This window comes from Pseudoalteromonas sp. J2K-J979 (assembly GCF_058169715.2).
Genome location: NZ_CM200282.1, coordinates 480,035 through 495,274, shown reverse-complemented (window position 1 = coordinate 495,274; position 15,240 = coordinate 480,035). Strand labels below are relative to the sequence as shown.

16 protein-coding genes are annotated in these 15,240 nt (G+C 39.3%); 5 read left to right on the top strand and 11 right to left on the bottom strand.

All coding sequences use genetic code 11. The features are described 5' to 3' along the window. Window positions 1-202: 202 nt before the first annotated feature. From AC3KVK_RS18695 to AC3KVK_RS18675, 5 genes are all read right to left on the bottom strand, one after another. Complete coding sequence (locus AC3KVK_RS18695) at window positions 203-1,450, bottom strand: sensor histidine kinase (protein WP_490310139.1); 1,248 nt, start codon at window positions 1,448-1,450, stop codon at window positions 203-205. After that, window positions 1,447-2,148, bottom strand: coding sequence for a response regulator transcription factor (locus AC3KVK_RS18690; protein WP_490310140.1), 702 nt, complete (start codon window positions 2,146-2,148; stop codon window positions 1,447-1,449). The genes AC3KVK_RS18695 and AC3KVK_RS18690 overlap by 4 nt, the downstream gene beginning before the upstream one ends. A 2-nt stretch (window positions 2,149-2,150) precedes the next feature. Next, the gene (locus AC3KVK_RS18685) at window positions 2,151-3,074 is read right to left on the bottom strand and encodes an alpha/beta hydrolase family protein (protein WP_490310141.1); all 924 of its coding nucleotides are present in this window, start codon (window positions 3,072-3,074) and stop codon (window positions 2,151-2,153) included. A 268-nt stretch (window positions 3,075-3,342) separates the two neighbouring features. Further along, on the bottom strand, window positions 3,343-4,491 hold the full coding sequence (locus tag AC3KVK_RS18680; RefSeq protein ID WP_490310142.1) for a porin: 1,149 nt from the start codon (window positions 4,489-4,491) through the stop codon (window positions 3,343-3,345). A gap of 8 nt (window positions 4,492-4,499) precedes the next feature. Then, window positions 4,500-4,940: a type 2 periplasmic-binding domain-containing protein gene (locus tag AC3KVK_RS18675; RefSeq protein WP_490310143.1), complete on the bottom strand. Its 441-nt coding sequence runs from the start codon at window positions 4,938-4,940 to the stop codon at window positions 4,500-4,502. 361 nt (window positions 4,941-5,301) lie between these two features. Here AC3KVK_RS18675 and AC3KVK_RS18670 point away from each other — a divergent pair, with 361 nt between their 5' ends. Next, entirely contained in the window at window positions 5,302-5,841 is a 540-nt protein-coding gene (locus tag AC3KVK_RS18670) for a hypothetical protein (protein WP_490310144.1), read from the top strand. Window positions 5,842-5,887: 46 nt separating this feature from the next. On the opposite strand, the gene AC3KVK_RS18665 is transcribed toward AC3KVK_RS18670, so the two are convergent. Then, the gene (locus AC3KVK_RS18665; protein ID WP_490310145.1) at window positions 5,888-6,202 is read right to left on the bottom strand and encodes a hypothetical protein; all 315 of its coding nucleotides are present in this window, start codon (window positions 6,200-6,202) and stop codon (window positions 5,888-5,890) included. A gap of 240 nt (window positions 6,203-6,442) precedes the next feature. Between AC3KVK_RS18665 and AC3KVK_RS18660 the strand changes: the two genes are divergently transcribed. After that, window positions 6,443-7,000 (top strand): YbhB/YbcL family Raf kinase inhibitor-like protein, encoded by a 558-nt coding sequence (locus tag AC3KVK_RS18660; protein WP_490310668.1) that lies wholly within the window; start codon window positions 6,443-6,445, stop codon window positions 6,998-7,000. A 239-nt stretch (window positions 7,001-7,239) separates the two neighbouring features. Here the strand turns inward: AC3KVK_RS18660 and AC3KVK_RS18655 are convergent, their stop codons facing one another. The 3 genes from AC3KVK_RS18655 to AC3KVK_RS18645 form a co-directional block, all read right to left on the bottom strand. Next, window positions 7,240-9,036: a sensor histidine kinase gene (locus tag AC3KVK_RS18655; RefSeq protein WP_490310146.1), complete on the bottom strand. Its 1,797-nt coding sequence runs from the start codon at window positions 9,034-9,036 to the stop codon at window positions 7,240-7,242. A 103-nt stretch (window positions 9,037-9,139) separates the two neighbouring features. Next, on the bottom strand, window positions 9,140-9,409 hold the full coding sequence (locus tag AC3KVK_RS18650) for a hypothetical protein (protein ID WP_490310147.1): 270 nt from the start codon (window positions 9,407-9,409) through the stop codon (window positions 9,140-9,142). Between the two features lie 374 nt (window positions 9,410-9,783). Further along, window positions 9,784-10,377 (bottom strand): CCXG family PEP-CTERM protein, encoded by a 594-nt coding sequence (locus AC3KVK_RS18645; protein ID WP_490310148.1) that lies wholly within the window; start codon window positions 10,375-10,377, stop codon window positions 9,784-9,786. A 665-nt stretch (window positions 10,378-11,042) separates the two neighbouring features. Here AC3KVK_RS18645 and AC3KVK_RS18640 point away from each other — a divergent pair. Together AC3KVK_RS18640 and AC3KVK_RS18635 are read left to right on the top strand one after the other, a co-directional pair. Further along, the gene (locus AC3KVK_RS18640; protein ID WP_490310149.1) at window positions 11,043-11,258 is read left to right on the top strand and encodes a DUF6500 family protein; all 216 of its coding nucleotides are present in this window, start codon (window positions 11,043-11,045) and stop codon (window positions 11,256-11,258) included. A 135-nt stretch (window positions 11,259-11,393) separates the two neighbouring features. Then, window positions 11,394-11,840, top strand: coding sequence for a hypothetical protein (locus tag AC3KVK_RS18635; RefSeq protein WP_490310150.1), 447 nt, complete (start codon window positions 11,394-11,396; stop codon window positions 11,838-11,840). Window positions 11,841-11,919: 79 nt separating this feature from the next. Here the strand turns inward: AC3KVK_RS18635 and AC3KVK_RS18630 are convergent, their stop codons facing one another. After that, entirely contained in the window at window positions 11,920-12,402 is a 483-nt protein-coding gene (locus tag AC3KVK_RS18630; protein WP_490310151.1) for a hypothetical protein, read from the bottom strand. A 150-nt stretch (window positions 12,403-12,552) separates the two neighbouring features. Then, complete coding sequence (locus AC3KVK_RS18625; protein WP_490310152.1) at window positions 12,553-13,422, bottom strand: AraC family transcriptional regulator; 870 nt, start codon at window positions 13,420-13,422, stop codon at window positions 12,553-12,555. 525 nt (window positions 13,423-13,947) lie between these two features. Between AC3KVK_RS18625 and AC3KVK_RS18620 the strand changes: the two genes are divergently transcribed. Beyond that, a complete protein-coding gene (locus tag AC3KVK_RS18620) occupies window positions 13,948-15,207 on the top strand; it encodes an MFS transporter (RefSeq protein ID WP_490310153.1) in 1,260 nt (419 codons plus the stop codon). Window positions 15,208-15,240 lie beyond the last annotated feature (33 nt).

The following is a 15,240-nucleotide window of genomic DNA, read 5'->3' as shown; positions in this document are numbered from 1 at the left end:
GCCGCTCTATAAATAAGGTGGTAAACAAAGATGAAAGTATAGTACATACAAGTAATTACAGAATACATTACCCAATAGGATGATTTTTCTTAGAATGGAGGGAGCCACGGCCAAACAGAGTTTGGCCGATTTGTTTTAGGCTGGTGTAGACTAATTTTTTAAACGGATGTTGCTTCAAAAAGCAAGATGACAACGTATTAGATTAGGTAAAAGTGAACCTGAATTCATTGCCATCTGTGGTACTTATTAATTGGTAATCTATCGATAAATGTTCGCACAACCGTTTGACTATATTGAGCCCTAAGCCGATCCCTTGGCTGTTTTCTCCTTTAGCGCCGGCTTCAAAAATGTGTGTTTGTAGCTCTGGGCTAATGCCGTTGCCACTGTCTTTAATTGATAAGGATTGCTGGGAATAAGTAATTTCAATTGTACCAGAGTGAGTGTACTTAAATGCATTACCAATTAGGTTGTTTAATAAAATGAGCAGGGGAGACTCGGCAATCGGTGCGGTATCTTGCGGTTTGATGTTAATAACTAACTCGATGGCTTTATCGGCTAAGAACTGGTGCTGCTGCAAAATGCTTTGCTCGACCAGTGGCAGAATACGCGAGTGAGCGGGTGGTTTATTGTGCTCTCGCGCTAATGCGAGCAACGTGGTTAAGCTTTGCTCGATTTGTTGCTGTGCTTGGCTGACTCGTGCTACTAAATTAGCTTGTTTATCATTCAATGACGTTTGTTTTAACAGTGTGATGGCCCCTTGACTAATGGTGATGGGCGTGCGTAATTCGTGAGAAATATCACGGGTAAAAAGCTGTTCGCGTTTAATAAATGCATCGATACGGGCCAAAGCTTGTTCTAACGTGTGCGCAAATGTGCCAATCTCACTGCCTTCAAAACGTTTAGCAAAATCATTTGGGAGTGTATTAACCGGTACTTGCTCTATGATAGTAATTAACTCATCGAGTGGTTTTAATAATCGCTTGGCGATCAGGTAAGCGGCAAATCCCATCACAATGGCGATAAATGTAGCAAAAGCAAAAATGGCCAATAAAAAAGAGAGCAGTTCATTTTTGACACTTCTTACAAATAATTGATTACTGACTTCAGCCAATAAATAACCGTGTTCAAACGGTTTAAGGTGAAAGTATTGCTCATTATTGAGGGCAAACTCTTTTCGATTCGGATGTTTTGCTAGGAACTCTCTTACATTTAACGGCATTGCTGAGTACTGCGGGTAATAGCTCACATAATCGAGTCGAGGCTTAGCGGGGAGGCCTTGTTTTATTTGTGCGCTGATAGCATGACTTTCTGCCTCGATAAACGAACTAAAAAAATGGTCTTCGACATAATAAGCAATCACAAAACTCATTAAGCTATAAAGGACGCTAATGATGAGTGTTAGTCCGACAAAAAAGCCAATGATTTTTGTTCTAAGTTGATTGTTTTTCATAAGATGACTGTATCCGTTGCCGCTAAACAAAAGCCGATACCATGCAGGGTCTTAATTAGCGGTTGAGGGAAGGGTTTATCGACAATTTTTCGCAATTGATACAGGTGTGAACGTAGGGCGTCTGAATTAGTATGATCATCGCCCCAAATTTTATCGCACAGCTCTGTGCGACCCACCACTCTTGGGTTGGCCTGCATTAAAATACTTAAAATTTGCCAAGGAATAGGTTGGAGTGTTAGTTCATGATTATCGCGAGAGACTTGTTTTGTCTGATAATTTAAGACTAATGGGCCAATTTTCAGTGTGGTTTCCAAAGGCTGAGCGTGGCGTTTGGCTAACGCATTACAGCGCAGCCATAGCTCTTCTAAATCATAGGGTTTGGTGAGGTAATCGTCCGCACCAAGCCCAAAGCCGATCCGTTTATCAGCTAATGAATCACGGGCTGTCATCATAATTATGGGAATATAGCGGGCAGACTGCAGGCGTAATTGCTGACAAACGGTTAATCCATCAAGTTTAGGAAGCATAATATCGAGCACAATACAGTCGTAGTAATGTTCAAGGCCCAAGGCAAGCCCCAGTTCACCATTAGGTGCAAAGTCTAACTTTGCACCCTGTTGTTCGAAATAGTCAGCGATATTGCGGCAAATATCTGGGTTATCTTCGATGACTAAAATTTTTAAATCGGTGCTTTGCACAATCACAGCCAGTCAGTTAAATCTTCGATATAGTTTGAGGGTAGGATGTGACCACTGTCAAAGTGAAAATGAATTTTACTTTGACTAGGTATTGCATCAAATAAGGCTTGGTTTTGTGCTTTTTCAGCATACTCATCGTCATTAGCCGTGAATAACCACACTGTGTTATCTGCTAAACCAGTCATGATATTTTTTGGGGCGACTAAGGCGGTTTTATCATCTAGGTGAGGTGGCACAACCGCTGCAACAGCTGCAATTCGTTGATCAACACCGGCCAGTAATAAGCTGGCTTGCCCACCCATACTATACCCAGCAACATTGATTTGGGTGTGATCAAATTGGGGCTGCTGACTTATCCAATCGAGCAATACGCGGTGATCTTTTACGGTATCGCTGATCATCGTCTCATAAGGATCTTTTTTACCAAAGTAATGCAGGTCAATCATTACATCACCAATGGTGTAGTCGAGATCTTTTCGCAAACCATGGTTTCGCGCATCAATGGCAATGACAGCATACCCTTGTTTAAGTGCTTGTTGAGTGATTTTATCAACATGGGTAATAGTGGGGCGATCTTTAAAGCTATCTTGAAACCAACGTATTTGACTGCGCCCTAATGCATGGATCCCAATCAAGACAGGCACAGGCTCAGCTAGCTCTGACGGGGTTTTAGGATACTTTATTCGGCCATTGACTGTTTGCCCATCGAACGTTTTATAGGTGAATTCATAATAGTTTTCCTCAAGTTTTGTTTGTTGCCACTCTAAATTATCGGGCGTTTGATAAGCATAGTGGGCATGGATTTGCTCAGGGGTGACAGGATATGGGCTGAGAGTAAAATTAAAAAACCAGCCGGCACCGGCTAATAACACAACAGCAGCAACGATAAGCATAATACGGACAACCTTATTGTTTATGTATGACATGGGATATTCCTTGTTTGTTCTTTAGGAATAACTTTAACAATGCGGATGTGAAGTGGATGTGAAAAATTATTAATTAAGCTCAGATCTGACTAAGAGATTTATTAAAAGAGTGAATTTAAGTTAATTTAATGAAGTTAACTATTGGGAATACCTAGCTGGGAGGGCTGATTATCCCGTTTTAATATTATTGAGTTTGTGAAGCTTGGCGGTGAATAACCAAAGTAAAAAAGGCCAAGCTCATCCAAGTTTTGGCCTTTTTTACAAGAGGTTAGAAGATAAAATCGACACCAATAGTGATAGCTTCAGCATCACCATGATAAGCCCAGCCCGTTGCTTTATCACCTTGATCAACAAACTGATCGTACTGAATTTTTAAAGATGCACTTGGGTGGAAGTCATAACGAACACCGTAACTTAATAAGTAATGCTCTTCATAATCTTCCTTATTAGGCTGTTTAGTGCGTTTATGATCAGCTTTGGAGTAGCTTACGTACGGATGGAATTCATCCATATTATAAACTACGGAGATCAAATAGGTTGGAAACTCAGTGCCAACAGCATCGTCATAGGTGACCATGTTCATATCAAATAAGATAGTAAACATCGCCAAATCCATTGTGCCACCTAATCCTAAGAACTGCTGAGAAAAAGGAGTGTAATCGGCGATGCTGCCATCGGGCGCGATTGTTTCTCTGTCTCGATCATTTTGAAAATAAACAAAACGAAGGTTGAAAAAGTCACCAGATAGATTCCAGTTTACACCAATAATATCAGTCCAGAATTCATTGACAGCTACAGCGTTGCCACCATAAAGCTTGTCGTAATAATTCATTTCCTTATTATCGTTTGAATATTCATTGCCATAAAATGCACTGATGGTGTTTGAAAAGCCCCCTAATTCAAAGTCATACATTGCTGTTAAACCATTAAATTGAGTGACTTGCCACCAGTATAAGTTTGATGGCGGGCGCATCCAAGGGTAAGCATAACTGACTTCAGAAAACTCCGAAAAATAATACATCGGAATGTTTCTTCTCCCAGCCATGAGTGTCAATTCATTGGTGGCTTGATAGGTGAGGTAAAACCAATCAAATTCGGGCTTAAAGTCATCCGTTCCTTTAGCAACCAGTTGACCGGTCACTTTTAGTTTTTCACCCATGTCAGCCACAACTTGCAACGCAAAAACGGTTTCGGGTTTGAAACTAAAGTCATTGGTATATTGGCCAACATCATAAAAATCAGCAGTAAAAATTTCATCTCGGGTTGAGCCAGGGTTTAAGGGATCGTCGACTGTACCGAGTGTTTTACCGGCAACAATGGAGCCAAAACCTGTAATATTAATTTCTGCATGAGCTTGGCTGCTCAGGCATGCGCCTGAAATAAGCACGGCGGCTAGTGTTTTATTAAACGCTTTCATAGAGGCCTCTAAAATTTGGCAATGACCTTAACGTCATCAGTAAGAGATGAGACATTTACATAGCCAATGGCTCCGGTGTTTGCAGAAATCGTTGATATTATCTCTGTGTCAGATCCGAGCTCCATCGGCATATTACCTTTGCCAGTAAAGACGAGTTTTGACCAGTAAGCGTTCATTTGATTGCTAGTTCGACCTAATACATTTTGATTGAACTCATCCCTTGTTGCCATACTTCTAGCTGCATTCATGGGAATGGCGACACTTCCACCAGGAAATGACTTCATTCGGCCAGTAAAAATTTTTTCTATGGTTGATTTGTCGAGTGAGGCGTTATTGGCCTTATTGACGATAACGGCTATTTCGGCTGCAAATGAGAAGGAAGAGACCGTTCCCAGAAGCAATGATGTGGTTAAGATGCTTAACCGTTTAATATGAGATGGTTTATGCATTGTTAAATCCCCGATGTTAACTCTGACTCCTATGGTCAGAGCGGCTGTAACATGGGTAACTATAGATGTGCGGTTAAAAACTAGCCAACTTAAGGTTTAATCTAAAATAAAATATAAAAAGTGACTAATAAGGGCTGCGCTGATCCTTAAAAAAAACAACTGGGTAATAAACGCAGATCATGCCGTGCAAGGGGAGGCATAAGTTACAAAGTGGCGAATAATTATAAATCAATTTACTGCGCTTTGTTCTATCAGAAATTGATACCATCTATTTTTTATAGTTCGTTGATCTTAGGGCGATCGAATTGCCAAGTTAATGCGTATTAAATTAACCAAATCAGTCTTATGATGAGAATATTAAATGTTAAAAATTATGCTAAATGGTTTGTTACTGCTTGTTTTATCAGGGTGCTCGACTCAGTACCCCAATCAATCCTTGCTTGGCAAGACGTTTCCGGATGTGTCAGGTGAAAGCCTTGAAAAAATTGTAATGAGGCTGCCTAACGATTTTGATCACGATCAGACGTTATTATTGATTGGTTATAAACAAGATAGCCAATTTGATATTGACCGTTGGTTGATTGGTTTGGACATGACAAATACCATTCTGCCGACGTATGAATTACCGACTATTCAGGGCATGGCACCGCGTATGTTTAGTACGTTAATTGATAACGGCATGCGCAAAGGGATCCCAAAAGAAATGTGGGGCGGGGTCATCACCATTTATAAAGACGGTGATGCCGTACAACAGTTTACTGGTAACGAAAACCCGAATAATACGCGAGTGATTTTAATTAACCGAGCGGGTGAGATCTTGTACTTTTATGACCGTGGTTTTTCTGTGGCTGCGCTCAATGAGCTGAAAGCTGTTATTGAGCTGTCATTACTTTCACATTAAGTCAAAGCCCGGTGAGTGGGCTGTATTATTGATGTGAACCGTCTAGCTATTGCATTAACTGTTGCCAACACAACAAGGCGGTTGCCGATAACATCATACCCACAAAGCTGAGGGTGGTGAGTCGCTCTGGCAAGCAGTAAATTACTAGGCTTGGCATAGTTTTAAGCGCCGTCCAGCTAGGGTAAAACCAATCACTGTGACGCTCAAAATCGACCAGCTTTTTCAAGCAAGGACTCAGATACAACATAAAACCACTGATATAGGCCATGACAAATGTAGATGCGCCGATCATCTCAACTAAAGCCATCAACTCTAAACTAATCAATACCTCAGGTCCGGCAACAGCAATTATAATGATCATCGCGATTGCCGACCACGCTCCTTGTTTCGTTGAAGAAAAAAGTCTGTGTAACATTCTGTTTATTCGATTTAAATAGATTAACTTTATGGTACATTCTGTGTGCATAACACTCAACGCATTGATTGTTTTCCTATGATAGTTTGGCTGTCATTACGTTGCCTGATGGCGCTTTATTTATAAAAGTTGATGTGTTGGGTACCGAACTCATTACTCAGTTTACAATTTAAAAGGATGATTATGATGAATAAACCGATGACGATTGCCTCATTTCTGGCTCTCGGGATGTCAGCGAGTGTCTCTGCCGCTTCGTTCACTTTGTCTAGCAATGATATTAAGCAAGGTGAATTTATGAGTAAGGTACATGAATTTAAAGGATTTGGTTGCACAGGTGACGATTTATCTCCTCATCTTAAATGGGAAAACGCCCCAAAAGGCACCAAGAGTTTTGCTATCACTGCCTATGATCCCGATGCGCCTACTGGCAGCGGCTGGTGGCACTGGCAAGTCGTGAATATTAATAAATCAACGTCAGAACTTGATCGAGGTGCGGGCAGCGCTGGCGAAACTGCGAAGATCAGTGAGGCCAATCATATCGCTAATGATTATGGTATCAAAGGGTTTGGAGGGGCATGCCCACCGCAAGGTCATGGTGTGCATCGTTATCAGTTTACTGTCCATGCGTTATCAGTCGAAAAGCTTGAATTACCCGCTGACGCATCAGGAGCATTGGCCGGTTATATGATCAATGCTAACTCATTAGCGTCGAGTACCATTGAAGCTTTATACCAACGAGACTAAACCCAGGTCAACGTGGCTGTTCAATTTCTGAAATGGTATTTTATTATTTTAGGCACAAAATATACGGCTACTTATCGATGAAAGTCGATAGGTAGCCGTCGATGATTTTATATTTATATAAGATGTTGTATTTATTTTAATTTTATTGTTTTTATTCTGCGAATATCAGAGAGTGTACACGCTTTACACTGCGTAATTATTCAGTGGCCCTTAATCATCGTTTTCTGGGCTTCCCACTTTTAGCTATCTTCAAAAAAATAGCGATAGTCAATATTCGCTAAGTGCATATAAAACACAATTCCTTCACCTGCAACACTTTGTAGTTCTAATTCCCCTTGCAACTTTTGTGTAACTAGGCTGTATATAATACTCAGTCCCAATCCTGTCCCCCCTGCACCGCGCTTAGTGGTGACGAATGGGTCAAATACTCTTTTTAACATTGCTTCTTCGATTCCGATGCCATTATCAGAGAAACGAAAATGCAACGCACCGGATACTAATTTGATCAGTACTTCAATATGGAGGGCTTTATCAGGTATTAAGCCATGTTTTAAACTATTGTTGATTAACATGCCTATGATTTGATTAAATGCGCCAATATAACTATGGACGAGCAAATTATCAGGGATATTGAGTTCAAATGTGACATTATGTTTGTTTAATTCATGGTTATAGGATTGGAAAACGCTTTTTATTTGGTCTAAAAGGTTAAACTCCACTAATTCATCGTATTGTTGATGGACTGCGATTTGCTTAAAATTGGTAATGAGCGACGCACAACGTTCTAAATTGGACTCCATTAAGTTTAATCCCATGTCTGCTTCATTTATTAAGGTGTCGAGGTGCTCTTTTTTTAATGTACCGTCAGATAACTTGAGTTTTAAATTTTGCAGTTTATGCCTTAGATGAGACTCTGATGTGATGACAATGCCTAATGGCGTGTTAAGCTCGTGAGCAAAGCCATTGACCATGGTTCCTAAACTGGCCATTTTAGCGTCTTCTACGAGGCGGTCTTGGGCTTTGTTTAACTTGGCGAGCAACTCTTCTACATGGCTAATCAGTTCATTAAGATTATTCGAAAACTCAGTTAATTCATCATCTCCCTTTAAATCAGAACGCAATACAAAGTTATTATCTGTGGTAATTTTAGCCAACAACGAGTTCATTTTAAAAAAGCTTTCGGCAATTCGGCGATGAATTAAGCTAGATAAAATAATCGTGCTAAAAATGGAAACAAAGAGAATGATTAAAGCTGTTATGAGCGTATTGTAAGTGTATTGCTCTAGCGTGTGGTTAATCATTTTACTCAGGCTGGCGGTTTGTTCTTCAATACTTTTTTTGGTGAGAAAATTTTGACCTATCAACCCACTGTGTGTATTGAGCCCTTGCTCTCTGCGTAGAATTAAATATCGTTCGAATGCTTGTTGATAATCGGCTATTAATGTCGCGCCCAGTTGGTTGCTCTGATAGCTTTTAGCTTGATTGATTAACGACTTATGTAACGTTAGATACTGCTCATCAATTCTTAATAAGTAGTCTTTTTCGCGTCTGCGAATTTCAAGTATTAATATTTCGAATGTTTTATCGTTAAGGTTTTGACTGTAGGTTTGCAATGCATGGACAGCATGTCTAAATTTTGCTCTGAGCCCTAATTCTTCTGTAAAACCAATTTCTTTTTGTAAGTCAATGATTTTGTAAAGTGTTTTTTGGTACTCTTTTACTGAAGAATCTAATTGCTCTAATAACAGAATAGGGGTTCGGGTTTTAACTAAACTTTCACTTAACAATATTTTTGTCTGTAAGTAAGTTTGAAAATGTTGCTCGATTTGTTGAGTCGTATCAGCGCCCTTATTGTTTAAAAACTCAGTATCTAACGATGTGACATTATACATTGCTTTTTGTAAGCTGAGTAATTGCTGATGAATGAGTGTGGCTTGTGAATCATTTCTATAGAGAAAAAATGCACAGGTCACAAAAACTATTAAGGTTAAGACACTGAATAACTGGGATAAATGGAGTGAATGCCTGAGTTTCATTGTTAGCCTAATGCGCCTAAATATTTCAGTGTAGGTAAAAACTGCCACATTCTCTATTTGCAAAAAGAATATTTATTGAGTTATTCGTCTCACTCAGTGCCGATCACTTAATTATCAAGGTGATTGAGAACAAGAAAACAGTAAACAGCACGACGCAGAGCATACGTTGCCTAAATGCGTGTTGCTTGGTTTTATAACGTCCTAAACGATGGTTTGCGTGAATGATTGATATCCCTGCACAACCGAGTAATCCAAAAGTCAGATGTGGGGTATTGGTAAATAGCAGTGCGATAGCTGCACAGAGTGTAGTAATAAATAATACGATAAAAAAAGCAGCCGCTAAGGGCTTAGCTTCTAAATAGGTGGTCTGCATCCGTGAGTCCAAAAAGTGTGATATCCAAATCAGGCTTAGATTGTAACTAATAAATTAAAATTGGCGAACTATTAATTATTAAAATTTAGTTTTTTGCATTGCGTTGATCAAACTTCATACAATTAGCTTTAAGAGTTGTTGCCAAGTTCGGTATTAAAGAAAAATATTAACCCATAGTAATTTGATTGGCTTAACAATATTTTAGAAACTGACGGTCTTTTTCTTATTTTTTGAACGGAAGGGAAAACAAACTGAATTTACGTTTTATAAATTTATCAGTACTTAATGTAAGTCTTTAAAGTCATTTCCCAACGGAGTAAGTAGCGAGTCATTTGCGTCTTTCACACTTTAGGGTAAAAGACGCAGGAAATGAATTAAAGCTGTTTTCTACTAAAGCTGAAACCTATTAAAGCGAGGCCGAGTAGAGCAAAACTTAAAGGCTCTGGCACTGATGATGACTTCAAATTTTCTGAAGTTAATGCTTGCCAGTTTTGACCGTCAGCCGTAAAACGAACGCTACTAGGTCCATTACAACAGTTTTCAGCCCAGTAAATTTCAAATGTGTGGTTGCCTGAAGAAATTGAGACATCAGTTGCACTGATGACATCTGCATTAAACCAACTTGACTGCCACCATAAATCATCGGTACGGTTAGTGATGAGGTTTCCATCTAAATAAAAAGCAGCACCAAAACCTGCATCTAACCCTGCTTGAAAGCCCCAGGAGCCAATACTAGCTAAACTAAAATCGAAAGATAATCGATTGATTGCACTATTGCCTGTCTGGTGATTGTTGAAAGAACTTAATGTTTGTGAGTTTATTAATGATGTTTGGTTGTTCCATGAGCTAATGAAGTCAGTATTATCTAAAGTAGAATCAATACTTCTCGAGTCTAAGGTAATTGGAGAGCTTAAGGCTGAAAATGAAGCTACGCTGACGAAAAGACTAGCGATAATTTTTCTTAACATAATGTTTTGGTCCTGTTGATGTAGGCAATTCTTTAACTTTTAAATATTTTGCAATAATCAAGCCAGTATTTTTATTTGTTTTATTTCAATGCATTACAATTATGGTTTTAGTCTAAAGGATATTTGTGTAAAAAAAACCGACGCACTTATTATTCAGATATTGTAAGTTATAATTTCAGCACAGAGTTGTAAATTAGAATAATATTTGTGGTGCAAGAGCTAGGATGGTTGGTTTTAGCTTAATTATACGGAGGGTAGGTGATAAAAAGATTGGTATTAATCTCACAACCATCATCATCAAACGCATTTTTGAAGTTATATGTATTGTTTTTTATTCAATAATTTAATGACGATTTACTTTACACTGTTTGGGAGTTGTAATTTTGGTAGTGGAACTTTTTTTATAAAGCTAATCATGGCAAACGCCTTGTACGCCGGTTTTTATGCAGGTATGCTCTTATTGAGTTAAAGAAGAATTGAGCTTGTATATTCTCATTAAAATCCGACTTAAAGTTTATCGTTGCTGAAAATATAATGCGATTGATCTGTTGCAATGGACTTTACTCAGTCTATTTATATCAATGATCTGCAAGGTAACACGGTTGAGTTACGCTGCCAGCAAGTATTTAATCCCAGTGATTCCTCACACGAATAAGACATACATAATGAATCCAATATTGAAACAAAAAATCATCACCGTTTGTGATAAGAAAATAGCCGCAAAAGGGGAGTCAGTTGGAGTCTCTTTTTACGCATTTTTTGCGAATAAAAATGATAATCCGACATTATTAATGGAAGCAGCTACGTGGTGGATTGAAACCCATCAACTCGATCACTTTGAAAAAGCGGCCAAAATTAAAGCCATGGTTGAAGCGATGTAATGTTTTTGGTCATTGGTCGCTATTTTACGTATTAAGATTTTAGCAGTGATAAATTAGTCATAAGCTTAATAACTAAAAATGCGGGTTGGGAGTGTAATGAGATGGCATACCTAAACGTGATGGAAGAGGATATGTATGTTTGAAAATAAATGGCAAAGTATTAGTTTGATTCTGGGAGTGGTATTTTTGCTGCTTTGTATTGCCTTTATTATTTTTGTCGGCTTTGATTACCCAGTGTTTCTACTGGGGACGTTTTCTGGGACGTCATTCTTCATTACGTATGCAGTTAAGCAATCAAGAGAATTTCAGCTTGCCAATCAACTCACATCATTACTCTTACGTAATCAAAATACCCTCAACATCTGTCATCAGCATGTGTCACCCTCGATGCTCAGCGAGCCTGTAAACATAGAAATAGCACGCATCTCGAAACTGACGGTCCTTGATGAGTATTTAAGTGTGATCTTAGATGACAATGGTCAAGGTTATGACTTTAAACTCAGCGGTGATGCCGACGCCATCAAACTTCGACTCAAAGAATTACTCTCAAAAGAAGAGCTTCAGCACATAACATTGTCTTAATTTGATGTGGACTGAAAATAAGGTTATTGGCTGTTAAACACAAGTAACAGCCATCAAAGGGGTTATTATCTAGAGGTGGTTAAACGCTGCTGCTCTCACACTGTTTCTTTCGTAGCTGGTAGGGAACCAGATTTGGATTCAAAAGCGTTGTTTTAACTATCGGTGAGACGACTTCTGCACTGTCAAAATCTTCTATCCATACCGCCATTTCTGCATTTTTTTCTAACATTTCACTGTTAAAAATGTACTTTCTTCCTGCCGCAAGGTTGACATTGAAGTTCACTACGGCTTCGCGCCCGCTAGCGTTATTTACAGCATCGGACACATTCACCATGACCCATAAATTGTGTTGCCCAGCTGGGTATTCCCGGTTAGTTTCGTGTTCAATCACCCGTTGTTTATGACAAAACAGAAAAATTGATTCACCTCTATTCGGTGTATAATCATGTTGGCTTTTAATGCGAACAAATCCTTCTTTAACATCCGTTTCAATAGGTAAAAGTGAACAACCCGACACAGTCAACGTCAGTGCACTAAGCATGCTAAGTAAACGACCTTTCATCAGTACATCCTTATTTTTGTAAATAATCGGCTAGTAAGTTGTACCCATTAAATTTGTTGTGGTCAAGTTTCATCCATTGAACTCTACTAAAATCAGCATTTTTTAGGAAGTTTGCCACTTTTAGAATGAATTTTGCTGCAGTATGGTGATTTAAACTAATGACTTTTGTCTAAGTCGCTTTCTAAACTGGCTAGGCGTGCTTTCTTTTAGATTTAAAAAACGACGATTAAAATTAGAGATATTTTTAAACCCACACTGATCACTAATCGAGGTAATTGATTGGTTAGTGTTGACGAGCAATTTACACGCTTTACCTATACGAAGTTGGTTAATAAACTCGGTTAATGTGCGCTCCATCCTCTTTTTAAAAAAGCGATGAAAATGATTGGTGCTCATATGTGCCATGGTAGCCAATTGCTCTGCACACAGTGAGTCAGTGTAATGTTGGTAAATATAATCGATTACTTTATCGAATTTATCTTGTGCCTGATGATTGTAGATAGAGACTGAAAAAGTCGCACTCGAAAGAATACTGGTGTGGGTTTCTTTACTCATTGCTCGCAGTAATCCCATTAAACCTAGGTATTGTTCAAAAGGCTCACTTTGTTCTATTTGTTCAAAATACGTTTTAGCAATGCGGGCAGTCTGAGTTGAAAACTTTAGCCCGCGTTGCGCACTAATTAATAAATCTTCTAATACTGCCAGCTCTGGATTATTGAGCACATGCTGACTGAGCCATTTTTTTGGAATTTGTGCCACATGAACAACTTGCTCTGTGTTATCTGAATTGGGTGAGGACTGCCAAGTGTGTGGCAAGTCGGGCCCAAGGATCACTAGATCGAGTTCAGCATAAGGTGCAATGTAATCGCCAATATGGCAGACCCCTTTGCTATTTAGTGTTAAGCAAATTTCGTATTCAGGGTGATAGTGCCAATTAAAAGGAATGAAATCTAAGCTGTATTTGCAATAGCGCCATGACGAGTTGGTATTCGGGATGACTTTTTCGCACATTGCACGCATGATTCGTTCCTTGGCTTGCTAAAAATGTAAATACTATTTGAACAGTTTGTATCAAACTGAGTGATACCTCTCTATTCTCCTTTGGTATTAATCTATCGTTGTTGCGTTTATTTAATGCGCTAATTTTAAGGTTCAGTATAAAAAAATTGTGTGAAATGGATAGATAACTATCAGAGGTTGTGTGCTGCGTACCGTTTTAATACTCAATTTTGGCTAGGTTTAATGTAAATAAAGCCGTGATAAAACAATAATTCATCACTTATAGAGTGATTGATTTTGCTGAAACTTGTAACAGTGTCACCAGTTTAACGATTTACGAAATAAAGAGGGTTGAAAAGTATCAAAATTCCATAGTTGAGTGCCGCACAAGCCCGTTTCAACTGTCAGACTAGACATCAATAGTTTGAGAGCTCCCTCTCTCCTCATTAAGAGTGGTGATTAATCAAATACCCTTGAATCATTTTGTTTGTCTGCCCACAAACAGTTTGCAATCACCACTCTCTTCACTTTTTTAGGAAATTTAGTATGAAAAAAAACTATTTAGTTGTGCTGTTGGTTATTGCCACCTTTTTTGTTATTTCGTTTATAACCAATTTACTGGCACCTATTTTTCCAGCACTTATCCAAAGCTATGACATTGGCTTAACCTTGGCGGGTTTTTTTCCGTTTGCCTTTTTTGCCGCGTATGGCGTGATGTCGATCCCAGCAGGAATATTGGTGCAAATGTTTGGAGAAAAAAGGGTCATGCTGGTGGCATTTTTACTCGCCTTGTGCGGCAGTGGTCTATTTGTCATGTGGCCTGTCTTCGCAATAGCCATGGTGGCCTTGTTTTTAATTGGCACGGCAATGGCGTTATTACAAGTTGCGATTAACCCACTACTTAGGAGCAGTGGCGGGGCTAAACATTTTGCTGTGCTGTCGGTGCTTGCACAGTTAATGTTTGGCGCAGCAGCTACTTTATCTCCTTTAGTGTACAGCGCAATTATTACAACAGACAACGCCAGTACAGCATGGTTGTTACAGTTAGTACCGGACAACATGACGTGGTTGAGCATGTATGTGTTATTTGCGTTGCTGTGTTTAGTTATGTTGGTGGTCATCAGTGTGATGCGTATTGATAGCAACGCCGACCGAACCTGCAGTGAACGCAGCCATTTAAGCCATAGCTTAGTGTTATTTAAAGATGCCACAGTGATTAAGTTCTTTTTCGCCATTGTTGCCTATGTAGCGCTGGAGCAAGGAGTCGCGAATTCTATTTCAGTCTTTTTACAGCGTTACCACCAAGTCGATCCGAGTACGCAAGGCGCACAAGTGGTGAGTCAGTTTTGGCTGTTCCTGACTTTGGGGTGTTTGCTCGGGATTGTTTTATTAAAGATTTTTGATGCAAAACACGTATTGATAGCTTTTAGCGTCGGTGCATTTGCGAGCTTAATGACAGCACTCTTTGCCAATAAAGACCTTGCAATGTTGGCCTTTGCGGGCGTGGGGTTTTTCTTATCCATTATGTGGTCGGTGATTTTTTCGTTGGCACTCAATTCTGTAACTAAAGGTCATGGTGCGGTGTCGGGGATTTTATGTACCGGGATTGTTGGCGGTGCAATCGCTCCGCCTATCGTTGGGGCTATCAGTGATCTTTCGGGCAATTTACAAATGTCTCTGCTGATCCTCTTAATCCCACTTGGATACATATTGAGTGTTGGGCTTTGGGCTAAACCATTGGTAACAAATCATCGGGTTGCGGTTAAAACAGCAGAGAAAACGGCCCCTTTGGCGCAAAATAGTTAATAAAACGCGCTGGGTGTATTTTTTTAGGACAAA

Excerpts from the sequence above, each read along its gene's own strand:
- AC3KVK_RS18695 (WP_490310139.1), bottom strand. The coding sequence starts at position 1,450 with ATGAAAAACAATCAACTTAGAACAAAAATCATTGGCTTTTTTGTCGGA.
- AC3KVK_RS18685 (WP_490310141.1), bottom strand. The coding sequence starts at position 3,074 with ATGTCATACATAAACAATAAGGTTGTCCGTATTATGCTTATCGTTGCT.
- AC3KVK_RS18680 (WP_490310142.1), bottom strand. The coding sequence starts at position 4,491 with ATGAAAGCGTTTAATAAAACACTAGCCGCCGTGCTTATTTCAGGCGCA.
- AC3KVK_RS18675 (WP_490310143.1), bottom strand. The coding sequence starts at position 4,940 with ATGCATAAACCATCTCATATTAAACGGTTAAGCATCTTAACCACATCA.
- AC3KVK_RS18670 (WP_490310144.1), top strand. The coding sequence starts at position 5,302 with ATGTTAAAAATTATGCTAAATGGTTTGTTACTGCTTGTTTTATCAGGG.
- AC3KVK_RS18665 (WP_490310145.1), bottom strand. The coding sequence starts at position 6,202 with ATGATCATTATAATTGCTGTTGCCGGACCTGAGGTATTGATTAGTTTA.
- AC3KVK_RS18660 (WP_490310668.1), top strand. The coding sequence starts at position 6,443 with ATGAATAAACCGATGACGATTGCCTCATTTCTGGCTCTCGGGATGTCA.
- AC3KVK_RS18655 (WP_490310146.1), bottom strand. The coding sequence starts at position 9,036 with ATGAAACTCAGGCATTCACTCCATTTATCCCAGTTATTCAGTGTCTTA.
- AC3KVK_RS18650 (WP_490310147.1), bottom strand. The coding sequence starts at position 9,409 with ATGCAGACCACCTATTTAGAAGCTAAGCCCTTAGCGGCTGCTTTTTTT.
- AC3KVK_RS18645 (WP_490310148.1), bottom strand. The coding sequence starts at position 10,377 with ATGTTAAGAAAAATTATCGCTAGTCTTTTCGTCAGCGTAGCTTCATTT.
- AC3KVK_RS18640 (WP_490310149.1), top strand. The coding sequence starts at position 11,043 with ATGAATCCAATATTGAAACAAAAAATCATCACCGTTTGTGATAAGAAA.
- AC3KVK_RS18635 (WP_490310150.1), top strand. The coding sequence starts at position 11,394 with ATGTTTGAAAATAAATGGCAAAGTATTAGTTTGATTCTGGGAGTGGTA.
- AC3KVK_RS18630 (WP_490310151.1), bottom strand. The coding sequence starts at position 12,402 with ATGAAAGGTCGTTTACTTAGCATGCTTAGTGCACTGACGTTGACTGTG.
- AC3KVK_RS18625 (WP_490310152.1), bottom strand. The coding sequence starts at position 13,422 with ATGCGTGCAATGTGCGAAAAAGTCATCCCGAATACCAACTCGTCATGG.
- AC3KVK_RS18620 (WP_490310153.1), top strand. The coding sequence starts at position 13,948 with ATGAAAAAAAACTATTTAGTTGTGCTGTTGGTTATTGCCACCTTTTTT.